The following is a 16,196-nucleotide window of genomic DNA, read 5'->3' on the forward strand; positions in this document are numbered from 1 at the left end:
TTGAAGATTGGGAGACTTAGTTTGGATATTCAAGTAGTAAAAGACTTGATGACACAGTTCGATGAATCAAGCCTTAGGGAATTTTCCTTTAAAACAAATGAAGCTGAAATCTGCTTTAGTAAAAATGAGCAGAAGCAACTTGTAACAACAGCCTTGACCCCTAGCCCTCAAGAGAGAGTGAGTGCACCGGAACAAGAGATTTTAGAGACAGAAGTAGAAGTAAGAAGAGAAGAATTACCAGTGGCAGAAGGTCAATTGGTCCAAAGTCCATTGGTCGGTGTTGCCTACCTATCTCCTGCACCAGGAAAACCTAATTTTGTGTCAGTAGGTGATCAGGTTAAAAAGGGACAGACACTCTTAATCATTGAAGCTATGAAAGTTATGAATGAAGTTCCAGCACCAAATGATGGTATTGTGACGGAAGTTCTAGTCTCTAATGAAGAAATGATAGAATACGGGAAAGGCTTGGTAAGAATTAAATGATTGATATCAAAGCTATTCAAGACGCACTACCACACCGCTACCCTATGCTTCTAGTTGATCGCGTTCTTGAAGCAAGTGAAGACCATATTGTGGCTCTTAAAAATGTGACCATTAACGAACCATTTTTTACAGGGCATTTTCCACAGTACCCAGTTATGCCAGGGGTCTTAATTATGGAGGCCTTGGCACAGACTGCTGGTGTCTTAGAATTGTCAAAAGAAGAAAATAAAGATAAGCTTGTCTTTTATGCGGGCATGGATAAGGTTAAATTCAAAAAACAAGTGGTTCCTGGGGATCAACTGATCATGACCGTAGAATTCGTCAAAAGAAGGGCTAATATAGCTGTCGTTAATGCAAAAGCAGAAGTGGATGGTAAGTTAGCAGCAAGCGGAACATTGACATTTGCAATTGGTCAGTAAGTAAAAATGTTCTGTGGAGGAAATAAAGATGTTTAAAAAAATCTTAATAGCTAACCGTGGTGAAATTGCCGTTAGAATTATCAGAGCGGCTAGGGAACTAGGGATTTCCACAGTTGCTGTCTATTCAGAAGCAGATAAAGAAGCGCTGCATACCATTCTGGCTGATCAAGCAATCTGCATTGGTCCAGCTAAGGCGGCGGATTCTTATTTAAATATGAACTCTGTTTTATCTGCTGCAATTGTCAGCGGAGCGCAAGCTATTCACCCTGGCTTTGGTTTTTTAAGTGAAAATTCTAAGTTTGCGACCATGTGTGAGGAAATGAATATTCAATTCATTGGTCCATCTGCAGATATTATGGATAAGATGGGGGATAAGATTAATGCCAGGGAGGTCATGGTAGAAGCTGGAGTTCCTGTCATTCCCGGTTCATCTGGTGAAATCTTTACGGTTGAAGAAGCAAAGAAAATTGCTGAGGAAATAGCTTATCCTATTATGCTCAAGGCTTCTGCTGGTGGCGGAGGAAAAGGAATAAGAAAGGTTAACTCAGAATCTGAACTAGAAGAAGCCTTTCACTCAGCCTCACAAGAGGCTTTGAGCGCCTTTGGAAATGGAGCCATGTATGTCGAAAAGGTTATTTATCCTGCTAGGCATATTGAGGTACAAATCCTGGGTGACAGCTTTGGTCAGATTCTTCATCTGGGAGAACGTGATTGTTCCTTACAGCGTCATAACCAAAAGGTTTTAGAGGAGAGTCCTTCTATTGCCATAGGTCCCTCTCTTAGAAGCAAGATGGGGGAAGCGGCCGTTAAAGCTGCTAAGGCAGTTGGCTACGTAAATGCTGGAACCATTGAATTCTTGCTGGATGAGGCAAGTGGCAATTTTTACTTTATGGAGATGAATACCCGTATCCAGGTTGAGCATCCTGTTACCGAATTTGTGACAGGTATAGACATTGTAAAAGAACAGATCCGAATTGCAGCTGGTTTTCCCCTATCTTTTAAACAAGAAGATATCCATTTTCAAGGACATGCTATTGAGTGCCGTATTAATGCGGAAAATCCAGCCTTCAATTTTGCACCCAGTCCTGGTAAGATAAAAGATTTGTACCTACCCTGTGGTGGTGTCGGGCTACGTATTGATTCTGCTGTTTATCAAGGCTATACCATTCCGCCTTACTACGACAGTATGATTGCTAAGGTTATTGTTCATGGTGAGAATCGTTTTGATGCCTTGATGAAAATGCAAAGAGCCCTTTATGAGCTTGAAATAGAGGGTTTATCAACCAACATTGAATTTCAAATGGACTTAATTTCAGATCAAAAAGTTATCGCGGGAGATTATGATACGTCCTTTCTGATGGAAACTTTTTTACCGAACTATCATAAAGAATAGGAGTTTCAATGGCATTATTTAGTAAAAAGGATAAATATATTCGTATAACTCCCAATAATTCTCTCAAAGGGCCTTTAAACAATAAGATTCCAGAAGTTCCTGAGGAATTATTTGCTAAGTGTCCATCCTGTAAGCACCTCATTTATCAAAAAGACTTGGGTATTCTTAAGGTGTGTCCTAAGTGTTCTTATAATTTTAGGATATCAGCTCAGGAAAGGTTGATGATCACGGTAGACGAAGGCTCCTTTACCGAGCTATTTACGGATATTGAAAGTAAGGATCCCTTACAGTTTCCTAAATACCAAGAAAAAATAGAGATGGCCAGAAGTAAGACAGGCTTGCATGAAGCTGTTTTAACGGGAACTGGACGTGTCAAAGGACAAAAGGCAGCACTTGCCATTATGGATTCTCGTTTTATTATGGCCAGTATGGGGACAGTAGTTGGAGAGAAACTAACACGCTTGATTGAGTTGGCCACTAAGGAAAGGTTGCCACTTATAATTTTTACAGCTTCAGGAGGTGCTAGGATGCAAGAAGGGATAATGAGCCTTATGCAGATGGCCAAGATCTCTGCAGCTGTCAAAAAGCATTCCAATGCTGGTTTATTCTATTTAACTATTCTGACAGATCCAACCACTGGTGGAGTGACAGCTAGTTTTGCTATGCAAGGCGATGTTATTCTTGCCGAACCACAATCTCTAGTTGGTTTTGCTGGAAGGCGGGTTATAGAAACAACGGTCAGAGAAGACCTGCCGGAAGGCTTTCAAAAGGCTGAGTTTTTATTAGAACATGGTTTTGTTGATGCTATCGTCAAACGAACAGATCTACCAGAGGTGATTGCGCGCCTTCTTGCCTTTCATGGAGGTGACAAATGACAGAAGTTTCACGTATTCTTAAAGAAGCAAGAGATCAAGGAAGACTAAGTGCCTTAGACTATGCTTCTTTGATCTTAGATGACTTCATGGAATTCCATGGAGATCGTCAATTTGCAGATGATGGAGCTGTAATTGGCGGCATTGGTTATTTACAGGAGATGCCTGTAACCCTGGTGGGTATTCAAAAGGGTTCTAACCTACAGGATAATTTGAAACGTAATTTTGGTCAACCAAATCCTGAAGGTTACCGAAAAGCTTTAAGGTTAATGAAACAGGCTGAAAAATTTGGTCGTCCAATCATTACCCTGATTAATACAGCAGGAGCATATCCTGGTGTTGGAGCTGAAGAGCGAGGACAAGGTGAAGCCATTGCCAGAAATCTGCTTGAAATGAGTGACCTAAAGGTTCCTATTATTGCCATTATCATTGGAGAAGGTGGTTCTGGTGGTGCCCTAGCCTTGGCTTTGGCAGATCAGGTTTGGATGCTTGAAAATACCATATATGCCGTATTGAGTCCTGAGGGCTTTGCTTCTATTTTATGGAAAGATGGCACCAGGGCAACAGAAGCAGCAGAACTGATGAAAATAACTGCAAGGGAACTTTATCGTATGGAGGTCATTGACCGCATTATTCCTGAGCGTGGCTATTTTACCAGTGAAATTGTTGAAGAGATTAAAAAAAGCTTGTTTAGCACTTTGACCAGTTTAAGAGAGTTGCCCCTAGATGAATTGCTGGAAAAAAGGTATAATCGTTTTAGAAAATATTAAAAATCCTACTAGTATAGGATTTTTAAATACTTTCAGGAGAGAGTTCAATGAAACCAATAAAATACCTTACTTTAATCTCACTTATTTTTCTCTTAACAGCCTGTCACTTACAAGAAGGATTTTCCAATTCCGCCAATGCAAAAATACAGTCCTTAAGCAGATTAGCTAAGAAGCCAAATACTGCTAGTTCAAAGACAGTTGCTGTGAAATACAATGGGTCTTTTTACAGCATACCAGGAAAATATAGTGATATCATTATCGTCAATAAGAGTTTTCCCCTTTCCAAAGATTATAATCCTGGTGAAAATCCACAAGCTAAGTCAGCTTTTTTAAAGCTGAAAGTTCAGATGAAAAAACAGGGCTTTGCTCTTAGTGACCAGTATAGTGGTTTTCGTTCTTATGAGACGCAAAGTCAACTTTATGAAAATTATGTCATAAGAGACGGGAAGGAAAATGCAGACCTCTATTCAGCAAGACCTGGTTATAGTGAACATCAAACAGGATTAGCTTTTGATTTAATTGATAGCCAAGGGAACTTGCTAGAAGAAAAGTCAGCTTCTGACTGGCTTTTTAGGCATGCTCCGGACTATGGCTTTATTGTTAGGTATTTACCAGAAAAAGAGAAGATCACCGGCTATCGGGCAGAATCTTGGCATATTCGCTATATTGGAAAAGAAGCTAGTGAAATAGCGCATTCCGGAAAAACCCTGGAGGAATATCTAGGTATCAAGGGTGGCTATTATAAAAAATAAAGAGAAGGTTGGCCTAGGCCAACCTTCTCTTTATTTTTTTGGTCTGATAGTATCAAGGCCGCCCATGTAAGGACGAAGCACTTCAGGGATAGTGACAGAACCATCTTCATTTTGGTAGTTTTCTAAGACTGCAGCTACAGTACGTCCAACAGCTAAGCCTGAACCATTCAAGGTATGAAGGAGTTTGACTTTGCCATCAGCTTCATCACGGTAACGGATTTGTGCCCGGCGAGCTTGGAAGTCTTCAGTGTTTGAACAGCTTGAGATTTCACGATAGGTATTTTGAGCTGGAATCCAAACTTCTAAATCATAAGTCTTAGCCGCTGAGAAGCCCATGTCACCAGTACATAGGGTAATGACACGGTAAGGAAGATTTAATTTTTGAAGGATGTTTTCAGCATTGGCAGTCATTTTTTCTAATTCATCATAAGACTGTTCTGGTTTAGCAAATTTAACCATCTCTACTTTATGGAATTGGTGTAAACGAATTAAACCACGGGTATCACGTCCAGCAGATCCGGCTTCAGAACGAAATGATGGGCTCATAGCTGTGAAGTAAATAGGAAGGTCCTTGCCTTCTAAGATTTCACCTCGGTAATAGTTGGTTAAAGGTACTTCTGCAGTAGGGATGAGGACAAAGTTTGTGCCATCTAGTTCAAAGGTATCTTCCTTGAATTTTGGATATTGTCCAGTACCAAACATTGAGTCGTGATTAACCATGTAAGGGGTAATCATTTCTTGGTAGCCTTCTTTGATGTGTTCATCTAACATGAAATTATAGATAGCACGTTCAAGGCGTGCACCAAGGTTTTTATAGAATAAGAAGCGAGTTCCGGTAACCTTAGCACCACGTTCCCAATCAAGGATATCTAGATCTTCTCCAATATCCCAGTGAGCTTTGATATCAAAATCAAATTCACGAGGAGTTCCCCAACGACGAACTTCGACATTTTCATCTTCGTCAGCACCAATTGGAACAGAATCATGTGGCGTATTTGGAAGACAGGTTATGATATCTTTTACCTGGTCATCAATAGCTGCTAGTTCTGTATCAATGGTTTTAATTTCTGTAGACAGCTTTTGCATCTGAGCAATTTGTTGGCTTGCATCTTCATTTTGACGTTTGGCTTGAGCAATAGCAGCTGAAGATGTGTTACGTTCAGCCTTAAGCTCTTCAGTTTGCACCAATAATTGACGGCGTTTTTCATCTAGTTGACGTAGTTTTGTCAAGGTTTCTTCAGAAACGCCACGATGCTTAAGCTTTGCGGCAAGAGTGTCAAAATCAGTACGGATACGTTTTAAATCTAGCATATTGAATCTCCTTTTTTAAAATAAAAACACAGATGGTGATATGCTGGAGCGCTTTTGCGCGGTTCCATCCAGCTTCACAATCTGTGCACTTAATTGTTATAAAATTGTTTATTCGGTAGAATTTCACATTTTTCCCTTATCTGTTTACAGCGACCACAGACTTTCTGAAAAGAAAAAAATACTACTTATCCGATAGGACTATTATATCAAAAAAGTTTTAAATGTAAACAGTATTATGAGATAAGTTTAAAATATTTAGCAAATGGTATTATTAAAAAACATGTGATAAAATATTTCTATGATAGCAAAAACAAAAAAAGTAAGAGAACACCATTATGGTCTAGATTTACTGAGAATTATTTCGATGTTTATGATAGTGATTACTCATGTTCTAGGTAAGGGAGGGCTGCGATCTACCGTATCAGGAGAGGCAGATTCTTATTTTGTAACGACTTGGATTATGCAGGTTTTGGTCTATGGAGCGGTTAATTGCTATGCCCTTATCAGCGGTTATGTGGGCGCAAATGCTACTTACAAGTATTCTAAGTTAGCTAATATTTGGCTACAAGTTTTCTTTTACACTTTTACGATCACGGCACTCTTTGCCCTTTGTGGCTTCCCAGTAAGCTTCAATGATTGGCGTCACGCCTTTTTCCCAATTGTTAGTGGAGAGTACTGGTATATGACAGCCTACTTTGGCCTCTTGGTCTTTATGCCTATGATTAATGGAGGTATCAGATCCTTAAGTAATAGTCAGCTTCGCAATTTAGTTATTCTGATTATAGTTGTATTTTCTCTCTTGCCCGCTTTAATGAATAATCCTGTACCAGAATTTTCACTCAGTAAGGGTTTTGAGATGACCTGGTTGATTATTTTATATATTGTCGGTGCTTATTTGCATCGTATTAATCTCAAGCAATTTAGTACCAAAAAACTTCTGGGTCTTTACTTTCTTTGCATGGCCATTACCTATGTTATGAAATTTTTAGTTGGTGATATCTGGTACTGGTATGTATCCCCAAGTTTAAGTTTGGGTGCCATCTCCTTGTTTATTATCTTTGCAAAAATGGTTATTACCCCAGAACATTTTCTCTTTACCTTTATAAGAGTGGTCTCACCTGCAACACTTGGTGTCTACCTGGCTCATTTACACCCGCTCTTGGTAAGATTCGTTATTCGTGATTTTGCAGAACCTTTTGTTCATGTCCATATTTTACTCTATCCTTTTTTAATACTGGGAGTCAGCATCCTCATCTATGGCTTTGCCTTTCTCATAGAAAAAAGTCGCTTCCATATCTTTGAGTGGTTGAGGGTGGCCCAATTAATGAAGTGGATAGATCGCATGTTTCCTTTTCAAGAAATATAAAAAAACTTCCTTAAAAGCTGATAAGAGTTTTTAAGGAAGTTTTTTATAGTGATTGTCTGTTATTTTTTTCTCTTAAAGTATTTTTGAAAGATGATCTGAATCAATGTAGGCAGTTTGACAACCTTATCATTTCCAATATGCTCACGGGAAATTTTCAATATCTTTCCAGAATCCTTGGATGCAAATAAAAATTTTCCTTGATCAGTAAAGATTTCAAAATGTCGGCTAACCTTACGACCGGAGACATTTGCACCGATTTGGTTAATAGAATTCCATGGAATTTGGATATAGTCTTCGACATTTTTATCGTTATAAAATTCAATAGCCTTATCACCTAATAGTATGTTGCCAACTTTTCCTCCTAGTCCAAGGTAGGAAACTACTTTTGTTTGATAATCGACTTTTGTGTTTAAGGACTGAGCCATTAGATTTCCTTTCAGTAGCTATTATTTCTTGCTATTATAGCATAATTTAGAGAATCATTTCACCATTTCATCAAAAAAGAAAAGCCTGGGCGAGCCCAGACTTCATCTTTGTATTACATGATGTGAGCAAGGTGAGCAAGGATACCAAAGGCAAACAAAGCGATGATGATTGCAATTGGTGATACTTTTTTCTTCAATAACCACATACATAGGAATGTAAGAAGTAATCCAGCTAAGCCAGGGATAAGTGAATCCAACTGACCTTGAAGGGTTTGAGTTTGAACCTTATCAAGGCTCATACCACCCATAGCTTGACCAAGGATTGTTTTTAATTCAGCACCTTTAACAGCTCCGTCTGGGAAAACAACATATGCTCCTTCAGCTAACTGTCTACCTGGTAGGTTTACAGTAAAGTTGATTGATACCCAACGTTGTACAAGTACGGCAAGGATGAACATACCAAGGATTGAAGCACCTTTAGTGATGTCTTGAAGGATACCACCTGACATGTCTTTGGTAATTTCAGAACCAGCTTTGTAACCAAATTCTTGAGTATACCATAAGAAGGCCATACGGATGATGTTCCATCCAAAGAAGAAGAGAAGTGGTCCAACGATATTACCAGTTGAAGCTAGTGAAGCACCAAGAGCTCCTAAGATAGGACGAACTGTAAACCAGAATACTGGGTCACCGATACCGGCAAGAGGTCCCATCATACCAATCTTAACCCCTTGGATAGCTTTGTCATCGATTGGAGTTCCGTTAGCTTTTTCTTCTTCAAGGGCTAAAGTAACACCGATGATAGGAGCAGCTACGTATGGATGAGTGTTAAAGAATTCCATGTGACGCTCAAGAGCAGCAGCACGTTCTTCTTTTGTTACATATAATTTTTTAAGTGCTGGGATAAGTGCATAAGCCCAACCCATGTTTTGCATACGTTCGTAGTTCCAAGAACCTTGCAAGAATTGTGAACGCCACCAAACACGTTGACGGTCAGTTTTTGTTAATTTAATTTGTTCAGTCATTTGTCTTACCCCTTTCTAGTAGTCTTCCAGGATATCGCCGATTGGGTCAACAGAACCAGCTGAACCACCACCGTTACCACCTTTTTTAGAAAGGTTTAAGTAGATGAAGGCAATAGAAACACCGATAACACCCATAGCGATAAGTGTTAACTTAGTAAGAGCAGCTAGGGCAAAACCAAGTGCGAAGAATGGCCATACTTCACGAGTAGCCATCATGTTGATAACCATAGCATAACCAACGGCTACGACCATAGCACCACCGATTTGCATACCTTCATTCAACCAGTTTGGCATTGAGTTCAATACAGATTGCACAACTGAAGTTGGTACAGCTACAAGAAGAGCTGCTGGGATAGCAATACGAAGACCTTGTAAAAGAAGGGCAGTAAAGTGAAGACGTTCAATAGTTTTGAAGTTTCCTTCAAGAGCAGCTTTGTCACCAGCGTGTACAAGGGCAGTTGACAAAGTACGAACGATCATTGTAAGGAAAAGACCTGCTACAGCAAGTGGGATAGCTGTAGAGTAAGCAAAGGTAATCCCTTTATTAGTGAAGTCGCCACCTTTAACCATGATAATAGCAGCAGCTACAGAAGCAAGGGCAGCGTCTGGTGCAACAGCGGCACCGATGTTTGCCCAACCAAGAGCAAGCATTTGAAGAGTACCACCAAGCATAACACCAGCTTCAAGGTGTCCAGTTACAAGACCGATAAGAGTACATGCAACAAGTGGTTGGTGCATTTGGAATTGGTCGAGGATACCTTCAAGACCAGCAAAGAAGGCAACGACAACGACCAAAATTGCAGAAATTAATGAAATATCTGACATGATAAATCCTTTCGTTTGTGAGTTAATTTTTAATGAACAATACTAGTTAAAGAGACGTAAAAGTCTGCCTAGTAAAGCTAGCACTATTTAACGTTAGCTTTTTGAATCAGTTCAAATAGGTTTTTCTTAGAGTCATTTGGAACTTTACGCACGTCAAATTTAACGCCTAAGTCACGCAAACGCTCAAAGGTAGCAACATCATCTTGGTCCATAGATAAAACGTTGTTAACCATTGTTTTACCGGTTGAATGAGCCATTGAACCAACGTTCAATTCTGCGATTTCCACACCACCTTCAACAGCACGAAGGGCATCTTGAGGGTTTTGGAAAAGAATCAAAGCATGAGTGTTTCCAAAACGAGGATCTTTTGAAGCCTCGATCAATTTGCTGATTGGAACAACGTTAGCTTTAATACCGCCAGGAGCAGCTTGTTTGATCAACTGTTTACGAAGATCATCTTGTGCCACTTCATCAGATGCAACGATGATACGGTTTGCTTTAGAAGCAGGTGTCCAAGCTGTAGCAACTTGTCCATGTAAGAGACGAGTGTCAATACGTGCAAGATTGATCTTCAATTTGCCATCGCCGATGACAGTTCCAGCTGGAATAGCTGCTTGATGTGTTGGAGCAGCTGCTGCAACAGCAGTTTCTTCAACAGGATTAAGTTCTTCAGGAAGTGCTTTAATACCTTCTTTAGATTCTTTAATAATATTTGCGGCAACCTTTTCAACACCTGCACTAGCATCCATAAGACGTTCAGTGTAAGCTTGAATAAGCATAGGCAAGTTTAGACCTGTGATGATAGCCATTTTACGTTCAGGATTTTCTCCCATCACGCGACTAGCTTGGTTAAAGGGTGAACCACTCCATAAATCAGCTAGAACTAGGATTTCATCATCAGCATCAAATTGTGCGATAGCATTGTTGAAGTGTCCATACAAATCGTCAGGTCCTTCGTTTGGCATAAAAGTTACAACTTGAACTTTTTCTTGTTCACCAAAAATCATAGAACCAGACTGATGAATACCTTCAGCAAATTTACCATGGCTGGCAATAATAATACCGATACCCATTCTTGTTCTTCCTCCTTATATTGTATTTTCTCGTTTAATTGAAAAAGAATAATCTCCTTCCAAAAAATCCTTTTGGCAATTCTTTTTCAAGAAAACGAAATTCAAGAACGTCTTTATTTTAAAACGTTTTCAATGAAAAAGCAATACCTTTTTCAAAAATATTATTAAGTTTGTAACTATTTTCACGAATTAATAAGATATAATCATTTTTATTCTAAAAAAGGGCATTATATACCAATAATATTTGGTAAATATGCAGAAAAAATGGTGAAAAAATGAAAAATAATCTGAAAATCCTAATTTTAAAAACAGGCAAAATGAGACCTTAAAAAACTACTTTCATGAAAAAAGTAGTTTCGTTTCCATTTATAAGAAAAGCTCTTCTAATTTCCTAGCAACCCCATCTTCTTCATTGGAATAGTCAAGCTGCTGGTCAGCATAAGGTAGGAGAACGGAGTTAGCGTTTTTCATAGCATAACCGATTCCAGCGAAGGCTAGCATTTCGATATCGTTATGCTCGTCGCCAAAAGCAATCAGGTCTGCTCTATCCTTATTAAAAAGATTGAGTAGATAATTAAGAGCATAGGCCTTATTAATGTTCTTAGGAGAAACCTCCAAGATATTTAGTGGCCCTCCCCAAGAATCAACCTCAATTTCATCATTAAAGAAGGATCTTATGTCCTGGGCTAAGGCATATTTATCTTCATGATGACTTTGCATCAATAGAGCATTAGGATCTCGGGTGATCTTTTCAATTTTTAAACTCATTTTATTGGTGATTTCATCGACACCAAAGAGCTGAGGGTTGATTTTATCCCGGTTTTCCATAGTGATATAAAAGTTTTTCCGGTATTCACTGGCAATGAAATCCATCTTAAAGTCATCCTGGCAGTCCAGCATTTTTAATAAATACTTCTTATCTAATGTCACATTATGTTCATGCTCCCATTTTTGTTCGGGCATGTGGGTCAGAGAGCCGTTAAAGGTAATAATAGGTGTCTTTAACTCTAATTGCATATAATAATCTAAGGCCATTCTATAAGGACGACCTGTAGAAATGAGTACATAATGACCTTTTTCTTGTACTTTTTTAATGACTTTTTTGCTATAGTCTGAAATGGTATTGTCATGATGGAGAAGTGTTCCATCTAAATCAAGTGCAATTATTTTTTTATTCATGGGTAAATTATAACAGAAAATAGGAAGTAGAAAAACAGCTAAAGTCATTTGATTAACAATTTATAGGTGATTATTTCTCAGAAAAACCTTATGACAGTCAAAAGTTAGGCCTGGAGTTCTTAAAAGAAAGGAGTTTTCTCTCACCAGCTAAGAAAAGTATCAAAAAAGAAAAACTTTTTCTTTAATTCGGGAAATTTGTCTATTTAAATAAGAAAAAACAGGCAAGTTTGTAAAAAAGTGGGTCGAAGTGCTTAAAATCCGAACATTTTACAAAAAATCTCATGAAAGGTTTGATAAAAATAGAGTCACATGATATGCTTTACATATCATTCACAATAAGATGACTAATCATAGTAAGGGGAAGCTAATCATTAGCGAGGACGCTTTTTTAATTTTATTTATATTATCTTAAGGAGACTCCATCTAAATGGAAAAGTTTTTTAATTTGAAAGAGAACGGAACGACCGTTTCTACTGAAATTGTAGCAGGGCTGACAACATTTTTTGCCATGTCTTATATCTTGTTTGTCAATCCAAGTATCTTGGGTGCAGCAGGTATGCCAACAAAGGCGGTCTTTTTAGCAACCATTATTTCTGCAGCTGTTTCTACTTTAATTATGGGATTATTTGCTAACGTTCCTTACGCACTTGCTCCAGGTATGGGCTTAAATGCTTTCTTTACCTATACAGTCGTATTTGCTCTTGGCTTTTCTTGGCAAGAAGCTCTAGCAATGGTTTTCATCTGTGGTTTATTTAATATTTTTATTACAGTAACCAAAGTTCGTAAAAGCATTATCAAAGCTATCCCACTAAGCTTACAACATGCTATTGGTGGCGGGATCGGTGTTTTTGTAGCTTATCTTGGTTTTAAGAATGCTAACATCATTGAGTTTTCCCTGTCTCAGGGAAATATAGTCGCTGTCAATGGGGTAGAACCTACCAAAGCGACTGCAAAGACCTTTGCAAATGGTATCTTTTCTGTTAATGCTAATGGTGGTGTGGTTCCTGCTATCTCTAACTTCACTAATCCAAGTGTTCTCTTAGCTATTTTTGGTCTCCTTCTAATGGCGGTTCTAGTCATCAAAAATGTTCGTGGTGGTATCTTATTAGGTATCGTCATAACAACCCTAGTGGGCATTCCTTTGGGAGTTGTTGATCTATCGACTGTCAACTTTGGTGCTAATCACATTGGCTCAGCCTTTAATGAATTAGGCAGCACCTTCTTAGCGGCATTTTCTGGCATGTCTTCACTCTTTAGCCAGTCAAGTCGCCTACCTTTGGTATTCATGACTATCTTTGCCTTTTCTCTATCTGATACTTTTGATACCATCGGAACCTTCATTGGTACTGGTCGTCGTACGGGAATCTTTTCTGCAGAAGATGAAGCAGCACTTGAAAACAGTAAAGGTTTCAGTTCAAAAATGGATCGCGCTCTTTTTGCGGATGCTATTGGAACTTCAATTGGAGCCTTGTTTGGTACATCAAACACAACAACCTATGTTGAATCAGCTGCTGGTATTGCAGAAGGAGGACGGACAGGTTTGACGGCTCTTTCAACAGCTGTCTGCTTTATCCTCTCAACTCTCTTATTACCTTTAGTTGGAATTGTTCCTGCCGCAGCTACAGCTCCAGCCTTGATTATCGTTGGGGTTATGATGGTATCTTCATTCCTAGATGTTGACTGGAGTAACTTTGAAGATGCGCTTCCAGCCTTCTTCGCAGCCTTCTTTATGGCTTTGTGTTATTCTATTTCATACGGTATCGCTGGCGCATTTATTTTCTATTGCTTAGTTAAGGTTGTTAAAGGAAAAGCAAAAGAAGTTCATCCTATCTTGTGGGGTGCAACCTTCCTATTCATTTTAAACTTTATTATTTTGGCAATTTTATAATCTCAGAAAAGGTGCTTTAAGCACCTTTTTTGATTCAATCCTCACTGCAAGATTGTACTTGGAAGTCTATATGAATTCTGCTATAATATTTTTATGTTTTATAGAATGAACGGTATGAGCGAAGACCAAGTTATTAAGTTTGGTTATCATTTAGGTCAAAAATTACAAAAAAAGACTATCATTACTTTGTCTGGCGACTTAGGTGCTGGCAAGACCACCCTTACCAAAGGTATTGCCAAGGGACTTGGTGTTAGCCAAATGGTCAAAAGCCCTACCTATACAATTGTTAGAGAATATGAGGGACGCTTACCTCTCTATCATTTAGATGTCTATCGCATTGGTGATGATCCTGATTCGATTGATTTAGACGATTTTATTTTTGGCGACGGGGTTACTGTTATTGAATGGGGCGACCTTTTAGATCAGTCTCTTTTGGATGACTATCTGCAAATAAGATTAAAGAAAAATGGCTTAGTGAGAGACCTTGAGCTAGAAGCTCATGGCAAAGCTTCTGAGAAAATCATCGAAGGATTAAAGGATGTCTGAACATCAGGTAACAATAGAAGAAGCCACTACGGCAGACGCTAGTCAACTCTTAAGCTGTCTTGGTCAGATAATTGAGGAGACTGATTATATTAGCGATACAGAACTAGTAGCCTCAGCAGACCTAAGCTTTATGGAGCAATTCATTGAAGAACAATTGCAGGCTCAAGATAGGATTTGTCTTTTAGTAAAAGTTGATGATAAAGTTGTCGGCTTAGTCAATTTAGAAGCTGGTCAAAAAGAATCTGACAGCCATATTGCTGATCTCTTTATTGCCATTAGAGAGGGCTACCAAGGCTATGGGCTAGGCAGTGATTTGATGGCATTAGCTGTAGATTGGGCAGAGTATAGCCCTCAGATTAAAAAATTGGAATTAGAAGTTCAAAAACGAAATACAAGAGCTTTGAAACTCTATGAAAAATTCGGTTTTGAAATCGAAGGCACTCGGAAAAAAAGTGCCAAAACTAAAAATGGAGAGTTTTTAGATCTTTATCTAATGGGTAAAGTCTTTGAGGATAAAAAATAGATGAAAATTGGAAAAAAAATAGTATTGATGATAACGGCTATTATAATGGCTACTCTTATAGCTGTTGGTATTTATGCTACAAGTGCTTATACTTTTTCGACTGGAGAATTGTCAAAGACTTTTAAGGACTTTTCAACCTCTAAAACTAAAAGTACAGCTATTCAACAAACAAAACCCTTCTCTATACTCTTGATGGGAGTGGACACTGGTTCCTCAGAACGTAAATCAAGATGGGAAGGTAATAGTGACTCAATGATTCTAGTCACCATCAATCCTAAAACCAAAAAAACAACCATGACCAGTCTTGAAAGAGATATTCTGATCAAACTTACTGGCCCAGAATCAAATAGTATGAATGGACAAGAAGCTAAGCTAAATGCTGCCTATGCGGCTGGTGGTGCCAAGATGGCCATTATGACCGTTCAAAATTTGCTCAATATGACTATTGACAACTATATCCAAATCAACATGCAGGGTCTTATTGATCTGGTGGATGCAGTTGGTGGTATCACTGTTACCAACGAGTTTAACTTTCCTATTTCCATCTCTGAAAATGAACCTGAATATCAGGCAACAGTCGCACCAGGAACTCATAAGGTAAACGGAGAGCAGGCTCTTGTTTATGCTAGAATGCGTTATGATGATCCTGAAGGAGACTATGGACGTCAAAAACGTCAACGTATCGTTATTCAAAAAGTCCTAAAGAAAGTTCTTGCCCTAAACAGTGTCAGCTCTTACCGCAAAATATTGCATGCTGTAAGTAACAATATGCAAACTAACATTGAGATATCTTCATCTACAATTCCTAGCTTATTGGGATATGCGGATGCCTTGAAAAATATTAAATCTTACCAATTAAAAGGTGAGGATGCTACTCTTGCAGATGGTGGATCTTATCAAATCGTCACAGAAGATCATCTTTTGGAAGTCCAAAATAATATTAGGCGTGAGCTTGGTTTATCAAAACTGACAGAACTAAAAACCAGTGCTATAACCTATGAGGTTCTTTATGGGGGAGGTTCTAGTAAGTTTAAGAAAGCAAAGACTAGAGGAGAAGGTTCAGGGTATGAAGGGGATAGCTCACAACCAAATACCAGTGACCAATATTCAGGCTACTCAGGAAATTCAGATGCAGGAAACTACTATTCTGGGTCAGATAATAGTGTGAACATTATTCCACCAGAAAGTAGTACCCCTGCAAGCGATTATTCATCCGGCGCCAACAACTATTCTAGTGAACAGGGGACAGCAGCAACTGCTAGCTCAAATGCTGCTACAACACCGGTAGCTCCGGTTCCTTCTACTAGCCCAACAAGTGATAATTAAAGTAAAAAACAGTTCGCGAG

At 38.8% G+C, this 16,196-nt stretch carries 16 protein-coding genes and 2 pseudogenes; 12 read left to right on the plus strand and 6 right to left on the minus strand.

Features of this window, described 5'->3' with window-relative positions:
- Positions 1 to 21 precede the first annotated feature (21 nt).
- The 7 genes and pseudogenes from HBN42_RS10325 to ldcB all read left to right on the plus strand — a co-directional run.
- Positions 22 to 136: pseudogene (locus tag HBN42_RS10325) on the plus strand (acetyl-CoA carboxylase biotin carboxyl carrier protein); the annotation flags it as partial.
- A 98-nt stretch (positions 137 to 234) separates the two neighbouring features.
- A pseudogene (locus HBN42_RS10330) lies at positions 235 to 483 on the plus strand (acetyl-CoA carboxylase biotin carboxyl carrier protein); the annotation flags it as partial.
- Positions 480 to 902: a 3-hydroxyacyl-ACP dehydratase FabZ gene (gene fabZ / locus HBN42_RS05925; RefSeq protein WP_165994137.1), complete on the plus strand. Its 423-nt coding sequence runs from the start codon at positions 480 to 482 to the stop codon at positions 900 to 902. The pseudogene HBN42_RS10330 and the gene fabZ, both read left to right, overlap by 4 nt.
- A gap of 28 nt (positions 903 to 930) precedes the next feature.
- Positions 931 to 2,295 carry an acetyl-CoA carboxylase biotin carboxylase subunit gene (locus HBN42_RS05930; RefSeq protein WP_165994138.1) on the plus strand — a complete coding sequence of 455 codons (1,365 nt, stop codon included), beginning with the start codon at positions 931 to 933 and terminating at the stop codon, positions 2,293 to 2,295.
- 8 nt (positions 2,296 to 2,303) lie between these two features.
- Positions 2,304 to 3,170 carry an acetyl-CoA carboxylase, carboxyltransferase subunit beta gene (gene accD / locus HBN42_RS05935; RefSeq protein WP_165994139.1) on the plus strand — a complete coding sequence of 289 codons (867 nt, stop codon included), beginning with the start codon at positions 2,304 to 2,306 and terminating at the stop codon, positions 3,168 to 3,170.
- Complete coding sequence (locus HBN42_RS05940) at positions 3,167 to 3,937, plus strand: acetyl-CoA carboxylase carboxyl transferase subunit alpha (RefSeq protein ID WP_165994140.1); 771 nt, start codon at positions 3,167 to 3,169, stop codon at positions 3,935 to 3,937. The genes accD and HBN42_RS05940 overlap by 4 nt, the downstream gene beginning before the upstream one ends.
- Positions 3,938 to 3,984: 47 nt before the next feature.
- Positions 3,985 to 4,689 (plus strand): LD-carboxypeptidase LdcB/DacB, encoded by a 705-nt coding sequence (ldcB, locus tag HBN42_RS05945; protein ID WP_165994141.1) that lies wholly within the window; start codon positions 3,985 to 3,987, stop codon positions 4,687 to 4,689.
- 30 nt (positions 4,690 to 4,719) lie between these two features.
- On the opposite strand, the gene serS is transcribed toward ldcB, so the two are convergent.
- Complete coding sequence (gene serS / locus HBN42_RS05950) at positions 4,720 to 6,000, minus strand: serine--tRNA ligase (protein WP_165994142.1); 1,281 nt, start codon at positions 5,998 to 6,000, stop codon at positions 4,720 to 4,722.
- A gap of 298 nt (positions 6,001 to 6,298) precedes the next feature.
- Here serS and HBN42_RS05955 point away from each other — a divergent pair, with 298 nt between their 5' ends.
- The gene (locus HBN42_RS05955) at positions 6,299 to 7,366 is read left to right on the plus strand and encodes an acyltransferase (protein ID WP_165994143.1); all 1,068 of its coding nucleotides are present in this window, start codon (positions 6,299 to 6,301) and stop codon (positions 7,364 to 7,366) included.
- Positions 7,367 to 7,425: 59 nt separating this feature from the next.
- On the opposite strand, the gene HBN42_RS05960 is transcribed toward HBN42_RS05955, so the two are convergent.
- The 5 genes from HBN42_RS05960 to HBN42_RS05980 form a co-directional block, all read right to left on the minus strand.
- The gene (locus HBN42_RS05960) at positions 7,426 to 7,791 is read right to left on the minus strand and encodes a DUF956 family protein (protein ID WP_165994144.1); all 366 of its coding nucleotides are present in this window, start codon (positions 7,789 to 7,791) and stop codon (positions 7,426 to 7,428) included.
- Between the two features lie 113 nt (positions 7,792 to 7,904).
- Positions 7,905 to 8,816, minus strand: a complete 912-nt coding sequence (locus tag HBN42_RS05965; RefSeq protein WP_165994145.1) for a PTS system mannose/fructose/sorbose family transporter subunit IID — start codon at positions 8,814 to 8,816, stop codon at positions 7,905 to 7,907.
- Between the two features lie 15 nt (positions 8,817 to 8,831).
- On the minus strand, positions 8,832 to 9,641 hold the full coding sequence (locus HBN42_RS05970; protein WP_165994146.1) for a PTS mannose/fructose/sorbose transporter subunit IIC: 810 nt from the start codon (positions 9,639 to 9,641) through the stop codon (positions 8,832 to 8,834).
- Positions 9,642 to 9,724: 83 nt separating this feature from the next.
- Entirely contained in the window at positions 9,725 to 10,714 is a 990-nt protein-coding gene (locus HBN42_RS05975) for a PTS sugar transporter subunit IIB (RefSeq protein WP_165994147.1), read from the minus strand.
- 366 nt (positions 10,715 to 11,080) lie between these two features.
- The gene (locus tag HBN42_RS05980; RefSeq protein WP_165994148.1) at positions 11,081 to 11,893 is read right to left on the minus strand and encodes a Cof-type HAD-IIB family hydrolase; all 813 of its coding nucleotides are present in this window, start codon (positions 11,891 to 11,893) and stop codon (positions 11,081 to 11,083) included.
- A gap of 427 nt (positions 11,894 to 12,320) precedes the next feature.
- Between HBN42_RS05980 and HBN42_RS05985 the strand changes: the two genes are divergently transcribed.
- The 4 genes from HBN42_RS05985 to lytR all read left to right on the plus strand — a co-directional run bounded on the left by HBN42_RS05985 (position 12,321) and on the right by lytR (position 16,176).
- Positions 12,321 to 13,781 (plus strand): NCS2 family permease, encoded by a 1,461-nt coding sequence (locus HBN42_RS05985; protein ID WP_165994149.1) that lies wholly within the window; start codon positions 12,321 to 12,323, stop codon positions 13,779 to 13,781.
- A gap of 93 nt (positions 13,782 to 13,874) precedes the next feature.
- Complete coding sequence (gene tsaE / locus HBN42_RS05990) at positions 13,875 to 14,327, plus strand: tRNA (adenosine(37)-N6)-threonylcarbamoyltransferase complex ATPase subunit type 1 TsaE (RefSeq protein ID WP_165994150.1); 453 nt, start codon at positions 13,875 to 13,877, stop codon at positions 14,325 to 14,327.
- Complete coding sequence (locus HBN42_RS05995) at positions 14,320 to 14,850, plus strand: GNAT family N-acetyltransferase (protein WP_165994151.1); 531 nt, start codon at positions 14,320 to 14,322, stop codon at positions 14,848 to 14,850. The genes tsaE and HBN42_RS05995 overlap by 8 nt, the downstream gene beginning before the upstream one ends.
- Positions 14,851 to 16,176 (plus strand): glycopolymer--peptidoglycan transferase LytR, encoded by a 1,326-nt coding sequence (gene lytR, locus HBN42_RS06000; RefSeq protein ID WP_165994152.1) that lies wholly within the window; start codon positions 14,851 to 14,853, stop codon positions 16,174 to 16,176.
- Positions 16,177 to 16,196 lie beyond the last annotated feature (20 nt).

Source organism: Streptococcus catagoni, assembly GCF_011421425.1.
Taxonomy (GTDB): Bacteria; Bacillota; Bacilli; order Lactobacillales; family Streptococcaceae; genus Streptococcus; species Streptococcus catagoni.

Coding starts and splice junctions, on each gene's coding strand:
- fabZ (WP_165994137.1), top strand. CDS start 480: ATGATTGATATCAAAGCTATTCAAGACGCACTACCACACCGCTACCCT.
- HBN42_RS05930 (WP_165994138.1), top strand. CDS start 931: ATGTTTAAAAAAATCTTAATAGCTAACCGTGGTGAAATTGCCGTTAGA.
- accD (WP_165994139.1), top strand. CDS start 2,304: ATGGCATTATTTAGTAAAAAGGATAAATATATTCGTATAACTCCCAAT.
- HBN42_RS05940 (WP_165994140.1), top strand. CDS start 3,167: ATGACAGAAGTTTCACGTATTCTTAAAGAAGCAAGAGATCAAGGAAGA.
- ldcB (WP_165994141.1), top strand. CDS start 3,985: ATGAAACCAATAAAATACCTTACTTTAATCTCACTTATTTTTCTCTTA.
- serS (WP_165994142.1), bottom strand. CDS start 6,000: ATGCTAGATTTAAAACGTATCCGTACTGATTTTGACACTCTTGCCGCA.
- HBN42_RS05955 (WP_165994143.1), top strand. CDS start 6,299: ATGATAGCAAAAACAAAAAAAGTAAGAGAACACCATTATGGTCTAGAT.
- HBN42_RS05960 (WP_165994144.1), bottom strand. CDS start 7,791: ATGGCTCAGTCCTTAAACACAAAAGTCGATTATCAAACAAAAGTAGTT.
- HBN42_RS05965 (WP_165994145.1), bottom strand. CDS start 8,816: ATGACTGAACAAATTAAATTAACAAAAACTGACCGTCAACGTGTTTGG.
- HBN42_RS05970 (WP_165994146.1), bottom strand. CDS start 9,641: ATGTCAGATATTTCATTAATTTCTGCAATTTTGGTCGTTGTCGTTGCC.
- HBN42_RS05975 (WP_165994147.1), bottom strand. CDS start 10,714: ATGGGTATCGGTATTATTATTGCCAGCCATGGTAAATTTGCTGAAGGT.
- HBN42_RS05980 (WP_165994148.1), bottom strand. CDS start 11,893: ATGAATAAAAAAATAATTGCACTTGATTTAGATGGAACACTTCTCCAT.
- HBN42_RS05985 (WP_165994149.1), top strand. CDS start 12,321: ATGGAAAAGTTTTTTAATTTGAAAGAGAACGGAACGACCGTTTCTACT.
- tsaE (WP_165994150.1), top strand. CDS start 13,875: ATGTTTTATAGAATGAACGGTATGAGCGAAGACCAAGTTATTAAGTTT.
- HBN42_RS05995 (WP_165994151.1), top strand. CDS start 14,320: ATGTCTGAACATCAGGTAACAATAGAAGAAGCCACTACGGCAGACGCT.
- lytR (WP_165994152.1), top strand. CDS start 14,851: ATGAAAATTGGAAAAAAAATAGTATTGATGATAACGGCTATTATAATG.